Genomic DNA, 16,144 nt, shown 5'->3' with positions numbered 1-16,144 from the left:
GCGGACATGGTCTCCGAGGAAGCCGTCGAGATCCCCTCGCAGGGCGTCGCCCTGCACGGCGACCTGGCCGTCCCTCCCGGGGCGCGCGGCGTGGTGCTGTTCGCACACGGCAGCGGAAGCTCCCGCCACAGCCCCCGCAACCGGGCGGTCGCCGCGGGGCTGCGCGACGCGGGGTTCGGCACGCTGCTGATGGACCTGCTGACCCCCGTCGAGGAACGCGAGGACGACGCCACGGCCCGGCTGCGGTTCGACGTCGGACTGCTGGCCGGGCGGCTCGCGGACGCCGTCGACCGGCTGGCGGACCGCCCGGACACCGCGGACCTGCCGCTGGGCCTCTTCGGGGCGAGCACCGGCGCCGCCGCGGCCCTGGTGGCCGCCGCGGGGCGGCCTGCGCGGGTGGCCGCGGTGGTCTCCCGCGGCGGGCGGCCGGACCTGGCGGGCGACGCCCTGCCCCGGGTCGCCGCGCCCGTCCTGCTGATCGTCGGCGGCGCCGACGAACTCGTCCTCGGCCTCAACCAGGAGGCCGCGCGGCTGCTTCCGGGAGTCCCGAGCGTCCACGTCGTCCCGGGCGCCACGCACCTCTTCCCGGAGCCGGGCGCGCTGGAGGAGGTCACCGCCGCCGCCGGGGACTGGTTCCGCGAGCACCTGACCGGCGGGGGCCGCCCCGCCGGGTGAGGAGCCGCCGTTTCGGGCGCCGGGCGGCAGGAACCCGGAGGTTACGGGAGCCGGCCGACGCCAGCCACCGGCCACCCGCCACCGGGCCACCCGCCACCCGCCACGGGCCATCGAGGGAGAGGCACACCAGGTCATGCGATTCCACAACCGCCGGGAAGCCGGACAGGAACTCGGCCTCCGCTTCATGGAGTGGGCCTCCGACGGAGAGCTCTTCGAGCCCGTGGTGCTGGCGCTGCCCCGCGGCGGCGTGCCGGTCGGCGCGGAGGTCGCCCGGGCCCTGGGCGTGCCGCTGGACGTGCTGGTGGTGCGCAAGATCGGCATCCCGGGCCACCGGGAGACGGGCATCGGCGCCGTCGTGGGGGACGACCCGCCCCTGTTCGACCGGAGGTCGCTGACGGTGCTCGGGCTGACCGAGGAGCGCCTCGCCGAGGACGTGGCCCGCGAGCGGGAGGAACTGCGGCGGCGCTCCCTGCGCTACCGCGGCGACCGTCCCGCGCCGGACGTCGGCCGACGCGCCGTGATCCTGGTCGACGACGGCCTGGCCACCGGCGCCACGGCCCGCGCCGCCCTGCGCCACCTGCGCCGCCAGGACCCCTCCCGGCTGATCCTCGCCGTGCCGGTCGGCGCGCCCGAGGCCGTCTCCGCGCTGCGGGAAGTTGCCGACGACGTGGTCTGCCTGCGGCAGCCGCGGGACTTCCAGGCGGTCGGCCTCTGGTACGACGACTTCGAGCAGGTGACCGACGAGGAGGTCGTCGCCACCCTGGCCACCCACCGCCGCTGACCCACCGCCACCGCCGCCGACCCACGGCCACTGCCGCCGACCCACCGCCACCGCCGCCGACCCACGGCCACCGCCACCGCCACCGGCGACGGAGAGGAGATGACGTCATGGACAGGAAGAACACCGGTCGCCGTGACGAGGAGCCGGTCACCCGCAGGAACTCGGGGACCATCGGACGCCGCAGTCCCCGCACCGGCACCGAACCGGTCACCGCCCGCAGCGCCCTGGGGCTGCGGCTGCTGCTGTCCGCGGTCTTCCTGCCGGTCTTCGTCGCCCTGACCGTCTTCTTCGCCCTCTGGGCGGCGGACGCCGGACCGGGGGAGAGCCCCTCGCGCGGCACGCTCGTCGGCACCACCGTCGTCTGCGCGGTGGTCGCCCTGCTCGCCGCGCTCGACCTGCTGGTGGTGCTGCGGCGGCGCCGTCGTGAACGGGGCGGCGGCCGAGGAGGCCGGCGGGGCGGCTGACGTCACCGGCGAGGATCGGCCCGGTCGGCGGATCAGCCGAGCCGGGCGGCCAGGAGGGCGATGTCGTCGGTCTTCTCCCGGCCGAACCGCTCCAGCAGCAGGTCGCACAGGTCGTCGATCGGGCCCGGCGCGTCGGTGAGGGCGACCGCCAGTTCGTCCAGGCTGTCGCCCAGGTCGGTGCCCGGTACCTCGATCAGCCCGTCGGTGACCAGCAGCAGGGTGGAGCCCTCGGGCACCTCGTGGGTCACCCCGGGTGGATGCCGCACGTTGAGCCCGAGCAGCGGGCCGTGCTCGGTCAGGTAGCGGGTGGAGCCGTCCGGGTGCCGCAGCAGGGGCGGGATGTGCCCGGCGTTGGCGACCTGGACGCACCGGGCGCCGGGCTCCACCAGCACCAGGCAGACGGTGACCGTCGTCGACGGCCGCAGCCGGGTCAGCAGGGCGTCCAGGCGGTCCAGCAGGGTTCTGGGGTCGTGGCCCTCGATGGCGTAGGCGCGCAGCGCGTGCCGCACCTCGCCCATGACCATCGCCGCCTCCAGGGAGTGCCCCGCCACGTCACCGATGGCGAGCAGCAGCCCGGCGGGCGTCTCGATGACCTCGTAGAAGTCGCCGCCGATCTCCGAGTCGTCGGCGGCCGGCGCGTAGCGCACCGCGAGGTCCACGCCGGGCACCTCGGGGAGGCGGTCCGGCAGGAAGGTGCGCTGGAGGGTGAGCACCAGGGCGTGCTCCTCGCTGCGGGAGCGCAGCGCCTCCAGCGCCAGCGCGCAGGCCTGGGCGAGCTGGGAGAGCAGCTCCCGGTCGTCCACCCCGGCGACCGCCTCGCCGCTCACCGCCAGCGCCACCGGCGGCCGCCCCTTCTTGGTGCGGGCCAGGACCAGGGCCACCTCGCCGGCGAACACGTCGGCCTCGGCGCCGTCCTCCCGGCAGACCAGCGCCCGCCACTCCGCCCCCGGCAGGACCGCCGTGGCGGTTCCGGTGCCCTCCCCGAGCATCCGGCCCGCCAGCAGGTCGAGCAGCCGCGGCTCGGCCTCCGACATCTTCACCGGCGCGACGTCCCCCGCGACCGGGTCGGCGCCCGGGGCCGGCGCCCGGTCGACGGCGGCGACGTGCAGGGTCCGGTTGTCCGGGCTCAGGGCGACCGCCACCGCCGGCGACAGCATCAGCGCGGCCGCGCCCGCGGCGGCCGCCTCGGTGAACGCGCGGCCGTCCCGCGCCCCGTACACCGCCAGCGTGCTGCTGTTGAGGGCCGACACCCGGGCGGCGAGCCGCTCCGCGCGGCGGCGGGCGCGGGCGTAGCGCAGCGCGGCGGTGACCGTGGCCAGCAGCTCGTCCGGAGCGATCGGGTCGGTGAGGTAGGCGTCCGCGCCCCGGTGCAGGCCCTGGGTGCGGTCGCTGACCTCGATGGCCGTGGCCGAGATGTGGATCACCGGCAGCGAGGCGGTCCGAGGGTCGGCCTTGATCTGCTCGCAGACCTCGAAGCCGCTCATGTCGGGCAGCCGGACGTCGACCACGGCCAGCTCCGGCAGCTGCCCGTCCGGGGCCCCGGCGAGCAGGGCCAGGCCCTCCCCGCCGTCGGCGGCCTCCACCACCGTGTGGCCGGCCCGGCGCAGCCAGCTGCCGATGATGTACCGCTTGGTGTCGTCGTCGTCGAGCACCAGCACCGTGGCGACGGCGCTGTCGTTCTGGAAACAAGGGCTCACGGCCGTGGGTCCTTCCTGGTGACCCCCGCTGTCCCGCCCGTCCTCCGTGCCCCCTCCGTCTCCTGTGCCCCCTCCGTCCCCCGCCCGGCGGGCGTCACGTGCTCCGCGAACACCGCCGCCAGCCGGGCCGGCGTCAGCGACGACTTGCCGAGCACCGCCCGGGCGTGCCGGAGCCGGCCGCGGTCCAGGCACTCCCCGGGCGCCGAGGTCACCACGATGACCGGGATGCCGCGGAGCTCGGGGTCGGCGGCGAACCCGTCCAGCACGGCGTAGCCGTCCACGTCGGGCATGTGCAGGTCCAGGAGGACGGCGTCCGGCCGCTCCGCGCGGACCACGTCGCCCGCCCGGCAGCCCAGGCCGACCTCCACCACCCGCCCGGCGAGCCGGTCCAGCAGCGGGCGGACGCTCGCGCGGAACGCCGCGTCGTCGTCCACCGTCACCAGGACCGTGATCAGCGGCTCCGCCGGGCCGTCGTCTCCGGCGGCCGGACGCGCGGGCAGCCGCACGACGACCTCGGTGCCGGTCCCCGCGACACTGGTCAGGGTGAGCGAGCCGCCCAGCAGCTCGGTCAGCCGGCGCGCGTACGGCAGGCCCAGCCCGGTGCCCGAACGGCCCCGCTGGTGCGGGCCGCGCACCTGGTAGAACTCCTCGAAGATCTGCTGCTGCTCCTCCTGCGGGATCCCCACACCGGTGTCGGTCACGGTGAACACGACCTCGTCCGCCTCGGCGGCGACGTCCAGCCGCACCGTGCCCGACTCGGTGAACTTCAGGGCGTTGGAGAGCAGGTTCCGCAGGATCCGGGTGAGCATCACGTCGTCGCTCACGATGTGCAGCTCCGGCTCGGCGACGACCAGTTCGGCGTCGCCGTGCCGGGCGTAGCCGCGCAGGGTGCCCCGCAACTGCCCGAGCAGCGCCCGCAGGTCCACCGGCCCCCAGGTCGGCTCCAGCCGGCCCGACTCGGCCTTGGCGACGTCCAGCAGCTCGTCCACCAGCGCCAGCAGCGTCGCCCCGGAGGCGGAGATCAGCTGCACCTGCCGGTGCTGCTCCTCGTTCAGCCGCTCCACGTCGAACTCCAGCAGCAGCCGCGCCAGTCCCACCACGGCGTTGACCGGGGTGCGCAGCTCATGGCTGACGTTGGCCCAGAACCTGGTCTTGGCCTCGCTGGCCTCCCGCAACTGGTCGGACTTCTCCTCCAGTTCGGCGTACAGGGCGACCACTCCCCGGTTGGTCTCCTCCAGTTCCTCGGAGAGCTCCGAGTAGAGGGCCATCACCCCGCGGTTGGTCTCCTCCAGCTCGGCGTTCAGGCGGCTCAGTTCCTCACGCTGGGCCCGGGACTCCTCCAGTGCCGCTATCAGGTCGGCGGTCTGGGCCCGCGCGTCGTCCAGCGCGGTCGTCCCCCTGTGGGCCCCGAGCGCCTCCCGGGCCCGCTCGACGAGCTCGGGCGGGAGCACGTCCGCGCCCAGCGGCTGTTCGATCACCACGCCCCGCCCCTCGGCCGTGCGGTCCAGCGACACCAGCCGGGAGGCCGCGGTCAGCGCCTCCCCGCCGGGGCCCGGGCCGTCCTTCCAGATCAGGGTGAACCGCAGCGTCGGACGCGCCGCGTGCACCAGGACGCAGCGGACGGTGAGCTCGCGGGTGGCGAGCAGGTCGCGGCCCAGCTCGCTCAGGGCGGTCGCCAGGCGGATCTGGTCCTGCGGCTCCACGCCCAGCGCCTCGGCCACCGTCTTCCCGCTCCGGCGCAGCACGAAGACGTCCTGCTCGGTGGTGAGGGACAGTGACATCAGCGGGTCCGTCGCCGAGGGCCCGGCCGCGTTCACCACGGCCCCTTGGCGACGACCACGCCCGCGTCGTCCCGTCGCACGCCCGCCTCCCGCAGCAACTGCGCGGCCGCCACGAGCGGGGTGTGGTCGAGGAACCCCGGCATGGCGGAGGCCTGCCAGCGTTCGGTGAGGCCGTCCGAGTGCATGACGACCGCGCCGCCCGGCGGCAGGTCCTGGCGGACGGTCCGCAGGGTCGGCATCTGGTGTCCCACGATGCCGGGGGCCGACGGCAGGGAACGCCGGGTGCCGCTCCCGGGGTCGACGACGAAGGTGCTGATGTTGCCGACGCCGCAGAAGTACACGCTGCGGGTGCTCGGCTCGATCCGCACCACCGCGACGGCGCCGCCGCGTCCGCCGCGCAGCGCCCTGTGGAGGTCGGCGAGCATCGCCTCGGGATGTTCCGCCCGGGAGGAGCGGAACGCGCTCACCGCGGCCTGCGCCGCCCGGCCGGCGAGGGGCCCGTGGCCCAGGCCGTCGCAGCACATCACCAGCAGCGCGCCCTCGCCGTCGCGCCCGTCGCCGACGGGACGGGCGGCCGGGCCGCCGGGCGGCAGGCGGACGTCGTCGTGCGCGGGCCGCAGCCCGGTGAGCTGCGCCCAGCCGAGCACGGGGGCGGGGGCGGGCCGTTCGGGACGCGTGCCGCGCCCGCCGGGGGCGGTGCCCTCCCCGGGCACGGTGTCCGGCGCCGGGCCGCTGCCGGACGCGGGCGCGCCGACCCGGCGGGCGGCCCAGGCGTCGCCGCAGACCTCCTCGCCCGTGATCGCCCGCGTCAGGCCCTCCACCAGCGGGCTCACGGCGGCCAGGGCGCGGCGGTCGGCGGCCGTGGTCCAGAAGCGGGCCGTCAGGACGGTGCCCCGGCCCGGCAGGGAGTGCAGGCGGAAGGTGTCGGCGAGGCGGGAGATCGCGCCCAGGCCGATGCCGAGCGTGCCCGCGGTCGAGGTGCCGTCGGTGAGGGACCGCGACACGTCCGCCATGCCGGGGCCGGCGTCGGTCGTCACGAACTCCACCCCGGCGTGCTGCGGGGTCCGCACCACCCGCAGCAGGAGCGCGCCGTCGACCGCGTGCCGGCGCAGATTGGTGGCGGCCTCGCTCACCGCGAGGGCCACCTCGGCGCACCGCTGCTCGTCGAAGCCGATCCGCCGCGCCACCGAGACGGCGGCGATCCTGGCCGCCGCGGGGAAGGACTCCTGGTCACGGAGCCAGACCACGTCCTCCGCGTCCAGGACGGCCGGGATCAGCGCGCCCATTTGGTCACCGCGACCCGGGTGCCGCCACCGACCTCGGTGTCCAGGGTGAACTCGTCGACCAGGCGGCGGGCGCCGCTGAGGCCCAGTCCGAGGCCGCCGCCGGAGGTCCAGCCGTCGGTGAGCGCCTGGTCGATGTCGGCGATGCCGGGGCCGGAGTCGTCGAAGACCGCGCTCACGCCGGTGCGGCCGGCCCGCCGGACCAGGCCGATCCGCAGCACGCCGCCGCCCCCGTAGACCAGGGTGTTGCGCGCGAGCTCGCTCGCGGCGGTCACCAGCTTGGTCTGGTCGACCAGCGACAGCTTGCAGCGCTGGGCGAGGGTGCGCACCAGCTGCCGGGCCCGGACCACGTCGTCGTTGGAGGCGATCGGCATCGTCTCCTGGTCCTCGTCGAGCTCGGGCAGTGGACTGTTCATCGTCGTGCCGGACGGTCGCCGTCCGACCGGGCGAGCATGGCCAGGCCCTTCTCGAGGGAGAGGGCCGTCCGGACGCCGCCGAGCGACAGGCCCAGCTCCACCAGGGTGATCGCCACGGCGGGCCGCATGCCGACCACGACCGTCTCGGCGTCGAGCATCCGGGAGATGGCCGCCGTGGTGGCCAGCATGCGTCCCACGAACGAGTCGACGATCTCCACGGCCGTGATGTCGATCACCACGCCCCGCGCTCCGGATTCCACGATCCGGGCGGCCAGGTCCTCCTGGAGGTCCAGCACGATCTGGTCCTCCAGGTCCACCTGGATGGAGACCAGCAGGACGTCGCCGATCTTGAGGACGGGTACGCGCTCGGTCACGCCCGACCGCCCGAGGTCGTGGTGAGATCGGCGGACCGGCGGGCCAGGGCGTGGCTGAGGGCGTCGGCCAGCGAGGCCTTGGTGACGATGTCCCCGAACTGGATGCCCAGCGCGACGATGGTCTGCGCGATCTGCGGGCGGATGCCGGAGATGATGCACTCGGCGCCCATCAGGCGGGCGGCCACCACGGTCTTCAGCAGGTGCTGGGCGACCTCGGTGTCGACCGCGGGCACCCCCGTGATGTCGATGATCGCCTGGTCGGCGTCGGCGTCCACCAGGGCCTGGAGCAGCTTCTCCATCACGACCTGGGTGCGGGCCGAGTCCAGGGTGCCCACCAGCGGGACGGCGACCACGCCCTCCCACAGCTTCACCACCGGCGTGGACAGCTCCATCAGCTGCTCGGACTGGGCGCTGATGATCTCCTCACGGGTCCGCGCGTATATCTCGAGGGTGAACAGCGCCAGGGCGTCCATCAGCTTGCCGAGCTGCAGGTAGGCGTGGATGTCGTCGGCCGCGGTGTCCACCGTGGGCGCCAGGACGTCCTTGCACGCCAGCACGCTGGTCGCCGTCTCGGTGGGGGTGAAGCCCTGACGGGCGCGGCTGCGGGACAGCTCGGCGAGCAGCGCCCGCAGTTCCGCGTAGGCGTCGCCCTGCCAGTCCAGGCCCCCCTTGCGCAGTCCGTCCACCAGGGCCGTGTACAGCTCGCCGAGCTCGCGCTCGAGTTCCGCCAGCGACATGCGCCCGCGCAGCGTGCGGGAGACCGCCTCCACCCAGCCCGAGGCGAGCCGGTCGTCCTTGTCCGTCAGCAGCTCGACCAGCCTGCTCGACTCTTCGTGCCCTGCCACCCGCTGAACTCCTTCGGTTCGCGCCCTGACGACCGGCGGTGTCCGGGCGGGCCCACGGGCGACCGCGGATCCGTGGGACGGCGGGCCGGAAGGCCGCGCCGAGGAGCGCGGGACCAGAACGACAGAAAAACAACAGGCTCCCGATACCCCCGCGCGGCCCGTGCACACCTGCGAAACTTCCGCGCGGGTGTGGTGTCGGCCACGTCCGCTTCGCGGTGGTCCGGGGGTGGTTCCCTGGCGTCAGCTCCGGCCCGGCCGTACGGTGGACGGAGGGGGCGGGGGTGAGGACGGCCGGAAATCGCGCCTGTCGACCATGGGCGGCGAGCGGCGTTTTCACTTCCTTCACAAGGTGAAGTAGCCTCCCAAGCTGTCGTTCGGGAAGCCCGGATGGCGTAGGCATGAGACGGCGGACCGCGGGTATGCGTCGAGTTCGCCGTGCGGCCTTTCGTCATGGCGCTCCCGCGTCATGACAACGAGCAAGGAAAGAGGTCGGTCGTGGCTGAGGCGGCGGCGGTCGAAGGTACGCGCGGTGCGTCGCGGTCGCGGTCCTCGCGTGGGGGCGGCAAGATCGGCGACGCGGAGCTGAGGCAGCTCCTGGCCGGTCTCACCGCCGTGCGCGACGGCGACTTCGGAACCCGGCTCTCCGCCGAGGAGGACGGTCTCCTCGGCGAGATCGCGACCGTCTTCAACGGCATGGTCGACCAGCTCTCGCTGTTCACCTCCGAGGTGACCCGGGTCGCCCGCGAGGTCGGCACCGAGGGCACGCTGGGCGGTCAGGCCGAGGTGCCCGGCGTCTCCGGCACCTGGGCCGACCTCACCGACTCGGTGAACGCCATGGCCGGTAACCTCACCACCCAGGTCCGCGACATCGCCCAGGTGGCGACCGCGGTGGCCAAGGGCGACCTGTCGCAGAAGGTCGACGTCGACGCCCGGGGCGAGATCCTGGAGCTGAAGAACACCGTCAACACGATGGTCGACCAGCTCTCCAGCTTCGCCGACGAGGTCACCCGCGTCGCCCGCGAGGTCGGCAGCGAGGGCCGCCTCGGCGGCCAGGCCCAGGTCCCCGGCGTCGGCGGCGTCTGGCGCGACCTGACCGACTCCGTCAACTTCATGGCCGGCAACCTGACCGACCAGGTCCGCAACATCGCCCAGGTGACCACCGCGGTCGCCAAGGGCGACCTGTCGCAGAAGATCACCGTCGACGCCCGGGGCGAGATCCTGGAGCTGAAGAACACCATCAACACGATGGTCGACCAGCTCTCCAGCTTCGCCGACGAGGTCACCCGCATGGCGCGGGAGGTGGGCACCGAGGGCATCCTCGGCGGCCAGGCCGACGTCAAGGGCGTCTCCGGGACCTGGCGCGACCTCACCGACTCGGTGAACTCCATGGCCGGCAACCTGACCGCCCAGGTGCGGTCCATCGCCCAGGTCGCCACCGCGGTCGCCAAGGGCGACCTGTCGCAGAAGATCACCGTCACCGCGCGCGGCGAGATCCTGGAGCTGAAGAACACCATCAACACGATGGTCGACCAGCTCTCCGCGTTCTCCTACGAGGTCACCAGGGTGGCCCGCGAGGTGGGCACCGAGGGACGCCTCGGGGGCCAGGCGGACGTCAAGGGCGTCTCCGGCACCTGGAAGGACCTCACCGAATCGGTCAACGTCATGGCCGACAACCTCACCGCGCAGGTGCGGTCCATCGCCGAGGTCACCACCGCGGTCGCCCAGGGCGACCTCACCCAGAAGATCCGGGTGGACGCCCGCGGTGAGATCCTGGAGCTCAAGGAGACCATCAACACGATGGTCGACCAGCTCTCCGCCTTCGCCGACGAGGTCACCCGCGTGGCCCGCGAGGTGGGCACCGAGGGCAACCTGGGCGGGCAGGCGACCGTGCGGGGCGTCTCCGGCACCTGGAAGGACCTCACCGACAACGTCAACGTGATGGCCTCCAACCTGACCGGTCAGGTGCGGTCCATCGCCCAGGTCGCCACCGCGGTCGCCAAGGGCGACCTGTCGCAGAAGATCACCGTCGAGGCCAAGGGCGAGGTCGCCGCGCTGGCCGGCGTGATCAACACCATGGTCGACACCCTCTCCGCCTTCGCCGACGAGGTCACCCGCGTGGCCCGCGAGGTGGGCACCGAGGGCCAGCTCGGCGGCCAGGCCCGCGTCCCCAACGTGGCGGGCACCTGGAAGGACCTGACCGACAACGTCAACTCCATGGCGAACAACCTCACCAACCAGGTGCGCAACATCGCCCTGGTGACCACCGCCGTGGCCCGCGGCGACCTCTCCAAGAAGATCGACGTCGACGCCCGCGGCGAGATCCTGGAGCTCAAGACCACCATCAACACGATGGTCGACCAGCTGTCCTCCTTCGCCGCCGAGGTCACCCGCGTGGCCCGCGAGGTGGGCAGTGAGGGCCGCCTCGGCGGCCAGGCCGAGGTCGAGGGCGTCTCCGGCACCTGGAAGAGGCTCACCGAGAACGTCAACGAGCTGGCCGGCAACCTCACCCGCCAGGTGCGGGCCATCGCCGAGGTCGCCAGCGCCGTCGCCGAGGGCGACCTGACCCGCTCCATCACCGTTGACGCCTCCGGCGAGGTCGCCGAGCTCAAGGACAACATCAACTCGATGGTGGAGTCCCTGCGCGAGACCACCCGCGCCAACCTGGAGCAGGACTGGCTCAAGTCCAACCTGGCGAAGTTCTCGTCCCTGATGCAGGGCCACCGCGACCTCGCCGTCGTCGCCGAACTCGTCATGGACGAGCTCACCCCGCTGGTCTCCGCCCAGTACGGCGCCTTCTACCTCGCCGAGGAGCACGACGGGAACACCGAGCTGAGCCTCGTCGGCTCCTACGGGCGGCCCACCGCCTTCGAGGGCCACGCCCGCTTCCGGCTCGGCGAGTCGCTCGTCGGCCAGGCCGCGCGCAGCCGCCGCACCATCGTCGTCCAGGAGGTGCCGGCCGACTACGTGGCCATCTCCTCCGGGCTCGGCGAGTCCGCCCCGTGCAGCCTGGTGGTGCTGCCGATCGTGGTGGAGGAGCAGGTGCTCGGCGTCATAGAACTGGCCTCCTTCTCGCCGTTCAAGCACGTGCACCAGGCCTTCCTGGAGCAGCTGATGGAGACGCTCGGCGTCAACGTCAACACCATCGTCGCCAACGCCCGCACCGACGAACTGCTCGACGAGTCCCAGCGGCTCACCGCCGAACTCCAGGCCCGCTCCGCCGAACTCCAGGTGCAGCAGGACGAACTCCAGCGCTCCAACGCCGAGCTGGAGGAGAAGGCCGCGCTGCTGGCCGCGCAGAACCGGGACATCGAGACCAAGAACCTGGAGATCGAGCAGGCCCGGCAGGAACTCGAGACCCGCGCCCAGCAGTTGGCGCTGGCCTCGAAGTACAAGTCGGAGTTCCTGGCCAACATGAGCCACGAACTGCGCACCCCGCTCAACTCGCTGCTGATCCTGGCCCAGCTGCTGGCGCAGAACCCGACCCGGAACCTGACGCCCAAGCAGGTCGAGTACGCCGGCATCATCCACTCGGCCGGCTCCGACCTGCTGCAGCTGATCAACGACATCCTCGACCTGTCCAAGGTCGAGGCGGGCAAGATGGACATCAACCCCGAGCAGGTGCCGATGCGCCAGCTCGTGGAGTACGTCGAGGCCACCTTCCGGCCGATGACCACCCAGAAGAACCTCGACTTCACCGTCACCACCGCGCCCGGCGTCCCGCAGGAACTCCTCACCGACGACGCCCGGCTGCGGCAGGTCCTGCGCAACCTGCTCTCCAACGCCGTCAAGTTCACCGAGCACGGCAGCGTGGAGCTGCGCATCGAGACCGCCACGCCCGAGGAGGTGCCGCCCTTCGTGCACCGCGGCGGCCCGGTCCTCGCCTTCCAGGTGAAGGACACCGGCATCGGCATCGCCGAGCAGCACCTGGAGGCCATCTTCGGCGCCTTCCAGCAGGCCGACGGCACCACCAGCCGCAAGTACGGCGGCACCGGCCTCGGCCTGTCCATCAGCCGGGAGATCGCCCACCTGCTCGGCGGCGCGGTCACCGCCCGCTCCGCCGTCGGCGAGGGCAGCACCTTCACCCTCTACCTGCCCGTCGCCCGCGGCGACTGGGAGAACGCCCTCGGGGGCGCCGCTGCGATGCCCGCGCTGCGGGCCGCCGCCGACGGCCCGGCCGCGCCCGCCCCGGAGAACCGTCCGGCCGCCGAACCCCGCCCCCGGCGGCGCCTGCTGGTGGTCGAGGAGCGCAGCCGCGGCCTGCTGTCCCTCGTCGCCGAGAGCGCCGTCGGCGACCTGGCGGGCAGCTCCGCCATCGGCAAGCCCGTCGGCGACATAGAGGTGATCACCGCGGTGGGCGCCCAGGAGGCGGCCGAGAGCCTGGCCGCCGGCCCGTTCCACTGCGTCGTCCTCGAGATCGACATGCCCGAGGAGGAGGCCATCCGCTTCCTCCGCGCGATGGACGGCGACAGCGCGCTCAGCAGCGTGCCGGTGCTGGCGCACAACAGCCGGCGCCTGGAGGTCGCCCAGGAGCAGCAGCTGCAGTTCCTGTCCCGGATGCGGCCGCTGGAGCTGATCTCCAGCCTGGACGAGCTGCGGGAGCGGATCACCCTGCACCTGTCCGCGGAGGAGCCCGGCGACGTGGTGCCCCTGGTGCGCCAGGAGGAGAGCCGCCGGCAGCCCGCGCGGACCGTGGCCGGCAGCCTGGCCGGGCGGACCGTGCTGGTGGTCGACGACGACGCCCGCAACCTGTACGCGCTCAGCGGCATCCTCGAGCTCCAGGGCATCGAGGTGCTGCACGCGGAGAACGGCCGCAAGGGCATCGAGGCGCTGCACGGCCACCCGGAGATCGACCTGATCCTGATGGACGTGATGATGCCGGAGATGGACGGGTACACGGCTACTTCGGCGATCCGGCAGGACCCGCGCTACACGGACCTGCCGATCATCGCGGTCACCGCCAAGGCGATGCCCGGCGACCGGGAGAAGAGCCTGGCCTCCGGGGCCAGCGACTACGTCACCAAGCCGGTGGACGCGAACGACCTGATCGCCTGCATCGAGCGCTGGCTGTCCGCATGACCGGCCGGCGCGGGGCGCCGCGGCGCCCCGCGCCCCGGTCCCGACCGTGACCGGCCCCGACCCGATCCGTGACCGACCCGACAACCGCCGACCGCCGACCGAGGAGCACTGCAGCACCGTGAGCACTCAGGAGAACCCCGTCGATTCCGTGCCGGTGGACGCGTCCGCCGACGCGGAGGGTTCACTGGTGCCCGTTGCCAGGAGCGGACCGGGCGCGGAGGGCGCCGACGCGCAGGACGCGGAGACGGCCGCCGGCATGGGGCGGCTCGCGGCCACCGTGGCGCGGCTGCGCGACGAGATCCGGGCGGCCCAGGCGGCGGCCGACGGGCGGGCGCTGATCGAGCTGGCCAAGGGCGTGCTGATCGAGCGGCTGGGCTGCGGGCCAACCGCGGCGGGCCGCCAGCTCGCCGCGCTCGCCGAGGAGTCCGGCCTCTCCCAGCTCGAGCTCGCGGCCGACATCGTCAACCAGGCCGCCCGCGACCACGTCACCGAGGTAGCCGCCGACTTCGTCCGGCGCGCGACCGGAGCGGCCGGGGACGACGACCACGAGGACGCCGCCGACCAGGACGTCCTGGAGGCCGAGGACGCGGCGACCGTCGCCGTCCGCCTGCGGACCGCCGAGAGCGGCGCGGCCGCCGCCGGGGACACCCAGGCGGTCGCCGAGTCGCTGCTCGAGCACGCCCTGACCCCGCTCGGCGCCACCGCGGTCGCCGTCTGGGCGGCCGGCGCCGACGCGTCGCTCTCCCTGGTCGGGCACGCCGGTTTCGCCGCCGACGAGGCGGGCCGCTGGCGCTACGTGCCGCCGGGCGTGTGCACGCTGGCCCGGCAGGCGCTCACCGACCGGCGCACCTTCCGCGCCGAGACCCAGCCGTCCTCCGCGATGCCGTCCATCGGCTGGTCCCAGAACCCGCGCGGCGGCCGGATCGCCGTCCCGGCCGGGACCGGCGGCCGCATCCACGGCATCCTGGAGATCTGCTGGCCCGGGCCGCTCGAACAGCACCCCCCGCAGATCCTGCGCCAGATCGAGGCGCTCGCCGAGCTGTGCGCCCACACCCTGGAGGGCGGCCCCGGCGCCGCGGTCACCCCGCCGGTGGACACCTGGCGCGTCCCGCAGGACCTGTCCGAGCTGGTCGACCTCGCCGAGGGCCTGTACGACCCGGCGCTGGTCCTCACCCCCCACGTGTGGCCCGACGGCCGGCTCGCCGACTTCCGGATCCACCACGTCAACAGCAGCTTCACCGACCCCGCCGGACGGCCCCGCAACGCCGTCGGCGGGACCCTGCTGCTCGAGTCGTACCCGCTGGCGATGGGGGAGAGCGGCCTCTTCGAGAAGATCGAGCGCGTCTACGCCACCGGCGAGGCCTACCGCTCCCGGGGGATGACCCTGACCACGCTCGTCGACCAGGTGCCGCTGGACACCACCGTCGACATCAGCGTCAGCCGGCACGGCAGCAGCGTGCTGCTCATCTGGCGCGTCGAGGACGACACGGCGCGGCTGGCCAACCTGCTCCAGCACGCGCAGCGCCTCGGCCGGATCGGCGGCTTCGAGGAGAACGTCCTCACCGGCGAGATCGTCTGGAACGACCAGCTCTTCGACCTGTACGGGCTGCCGCACCACACCCGCCCGGTGTCGCTGGAGGAGATGGCGGCGCACGCCCACCCCGACGACGCCGTGTCCATCGGACGCTTCGTCCGCGCCGTCCTGCACCACCGCAGGGCCGCCTCGGCCGCGTTCCGCCTCCAGCGGCCCGACGGCATCACCCGCCACATCCGGGTGGTCGCCGAGCCCGTCCTCGACGAGGACAACCGGCTGCGCTCGGTGCGGGGCGCCTACCAGGACATCTCCGCCCAGCACTGGACCGAGGTGGCGCTGGCCGCCACCCGCGACCAGCTCGCCCACACCGAGCAGCAGGCCGCCGAACGCAACCGGCTCACCCTGCAGCTCCAGCACGCCATCATGCCGCCCAGCCACTCCGGGATGGAGAGCCCCGGGCTGCAGGTCGCGGTGCGCTACCGGCCTGCCGAGTCGGAGTCCATGGTCGGCGGCGACTGGTACGACGTGGTGGTGCTGCCCTCCAAGCAGGTCATGCTCTGCGTCGGCGACGTCGCCGGACACGGCATCGAGGCCGCCACCAGCATGGTCGTGCTCCGCAACGCCATGCGCGGCCTCGCGGTCACCGGCGCCGGCCCCGGCCAGCTGCTGGCCTGGCTCAACATCGTCGCCCACTACCTCACCGAGCACGTCACGGCCACCGCCGTGTGCGGCCTGTACGACCCGGAGACCCGCACCCTGCGCTGGGCCCGGGCCGGACACCTGCCGCCGGTGCTGGTCCGCGGGGAGAAGGCGTCGCCGCTCCAGCCGGCCGGCGGCATCCTGCTGGGCGCCCTCTCCGAGGCGACCTACGAGGAGGCCGAGCTCCAGCTCGACCCGGGCGACACGCTGCTGATGTACACCGACGGCCTGGTCGAGCGCCGCGACGAGTCCGTCCAGGACTCCCTGAGCCGCCTGCTGTCCACCGCCCGCAAGCCGACCGCCGGCCTGGAGCAGCGGCTGGACGGCCTGCTCACCCACAGCAAGTCGGACACCGACGACGACACCTGCCTGATCGGCATCCGGGTGCTCTGACCCCGTCCGCGACACGGCCGTGGGCCCCGGCTGCGACCACGAGCTCCTCGGCGTCGACAACGGCATCACCGAGGAGCCGGCGGTGCGTGCCGAGATCGCCCCGGGCGAGGTCGTCCACTCCGACAC

At 73.8% G+C, this 16,144-nt stretch carries 11 protein-coding genes; 5 read left to right on the top strand and 6 right to left on the bottom strand.

Going from position 1 to position 16,144, the window contains the following annotated elements; translation table 11 throughout:
• The first annotated feature begins 6 nt into the window (after nt 1–6).
• The 3 genes from ABZ836_RS28565 to ABZ836_RS28555 all read left to right on the top strand — a co-directional run bounded on the left by ABZ836_RS28565 (nt 7) and on the right by ABZ836_RS28555 (nt 1,920).
• Nucleotides 7–675, top strand: coding sequence for a dienelactone hydrolase family protein (locus ABZ836_RS28565; RefSeq protein ID WP_361146923.1), 669 nt, complete (start codon nt 7–9; stop codon nt 673–675).
• Nucleotides 676–808: 133 nt separating this feature from the next.
• Nucleotides 809–1,456 (top strand): phosphoribosyltransferase family protein, encoded by a 648-nt coding sequence (locus ABZ836_RS28560; RefSeq protein ID WP_361146920.1) that lies wholly within the window; start codon nt 809–811, stop codon nt 1,454–1,456.
• Between the two features lie 107 nt (nt 1,457–1,563).
• Nucleotides 1,564–1,920, top strand: a complete 357-nt coding sequence (locus tag ABZ836_RS28555) for a DUF6343 family protein (RefSeq protein ID WP_361146917.1) — start codon at nt 1,564–1,566, stop codon at nt 1,918–1,920.
• Nucleotides 1,921–1,952: 32 nt separating this feature from the next.
• Here the strand turns inward: ABZ836_RS28555 and ABZ836_RS28550 are convergent, their stop codons facing one another.
• From ABZ836_RS28550 to ABZ836_RS28525, 6 genes are read right to left on the bottom strand one after another with little or no spacing between them, the layout of a single operon-like run.
• Nucleotides 1,953–3,617, bottom strand: coding sequence for a fused response regulator/phosphatase (locus ABZ836_RS28550; RefSeq protein ID WP_361146914.1), 1,665 nt, complete (start codon nt 3,615–3,617; stop codon nt 1,953–1,955).
• Nucleotides 3,614–5,398, bottom strand: a complete 1,785-nt coding sequence (locus ABZ836_RS28545) for an ATP-binding protein (RefSeq protein ID WP_356129685.1) — start codon at nt 5,396–5,398, stop codon at nt 3,614–3,616. The genes ABZ836_RS28550 and ABZ836_RS28545 overlap by 4 nt, the downstream gene beginning before the upstream one ends.
• 32 nt (nt 5,399–5,430) lie before the next feature.
• Nucleotides 5,431–6,684, bottom strand: a complete 1,254-nt coding sequence (locus ABZ836_RS28540; protein WP_356129683.1) for an ATP-binding SpoIIE family protein phosphatase — start codon at nt 6,682–6,684, stop codon at nt 5,431–5,433.
• Nucleotides 6,672–7,097 (bottom strand): anti-sigma regulatory factor, encoded by a 426-nt coding sequence (locus ABZ836_RS28535; RefSeq protein ID WP_356129681.1) that lies wholly within the window; start codon nt 7,095–7,097, stop codon nt 6,672–6,674. Before ABZ836_RS28535 ends, ABZ836_RS28540 begins: the two co-directional genes overlap by 13 nt.
• Nucleotides 7,094–7,471, bottom strand: a complete 378-nt coding sequence (locus tag ABZ836_RS28530) for an STAS domain-containing protein (protein WP_356129679.1) — start codon at nt 7,469–7,471, stop codon at nt 7,094–7,096. The genes ABZ836_RS28535 and ABZ836_RS28530 overlap by 4 nt, the downstream gene beginning before the upstream one ends.
• Entirely contained in the window at nt 7,468–8,316 is an 849-nt protein-coding gene (locus tag ABZ836_RS28525; protein ID WP_356129677.1) for an STAS domain-containing protein, read from the bottom strand. The genes ABZ836_RS28530 and ABZ836_RS28525 overlap by 4 nt, the downstream gene beginning before the upstream one ends.
• Nucleotides 8,317–8,811: 495 nt before the next feature.
• Between ABZ836_RS28525 and ABZ836_RS28520 the strand changes: the two genes are divergently transcribed.
• On the top strand, nt 8,812–13,392 hold the full coding sequence (locus ABZ836_RS28520; protein WP_361146908.1) for a HAMP domain-containing protein: 4,581 nt from the start codon (nt 8,812–8,814) through the stop codon (nt 13,390–13,392).
• 187 nt (nt 13,393–13,579) lie between these two features.
• Nucleotides 13,580–16,018: a SpoIIE family protein phosphatase gene (locus ABZ836_RS28515; protein WP_356129759.1), complete on the top strand. Its 2,439-nt coding sequence runs from the start codon at nt 13,580–13,582 to the stop codon at nt 16,016–16,018.
• Nucleotides 16,019–16,144 lie beyond the last annotated feature (126 nt).

Origin of the sequence: Streptomyces sp. NPDC047130, from assembly GCF_040643475.1 — a bacterium.
Lineage (GTDB): Bacteria > Actinomycetota > Actinomycetes > Streptomycetales > Streptomycetaceae > Streptomyces.
Note: the sequence above shows the minus strand (reverse complement) of the source record. Positions and strands in the feature narration are given on the sequence as shown.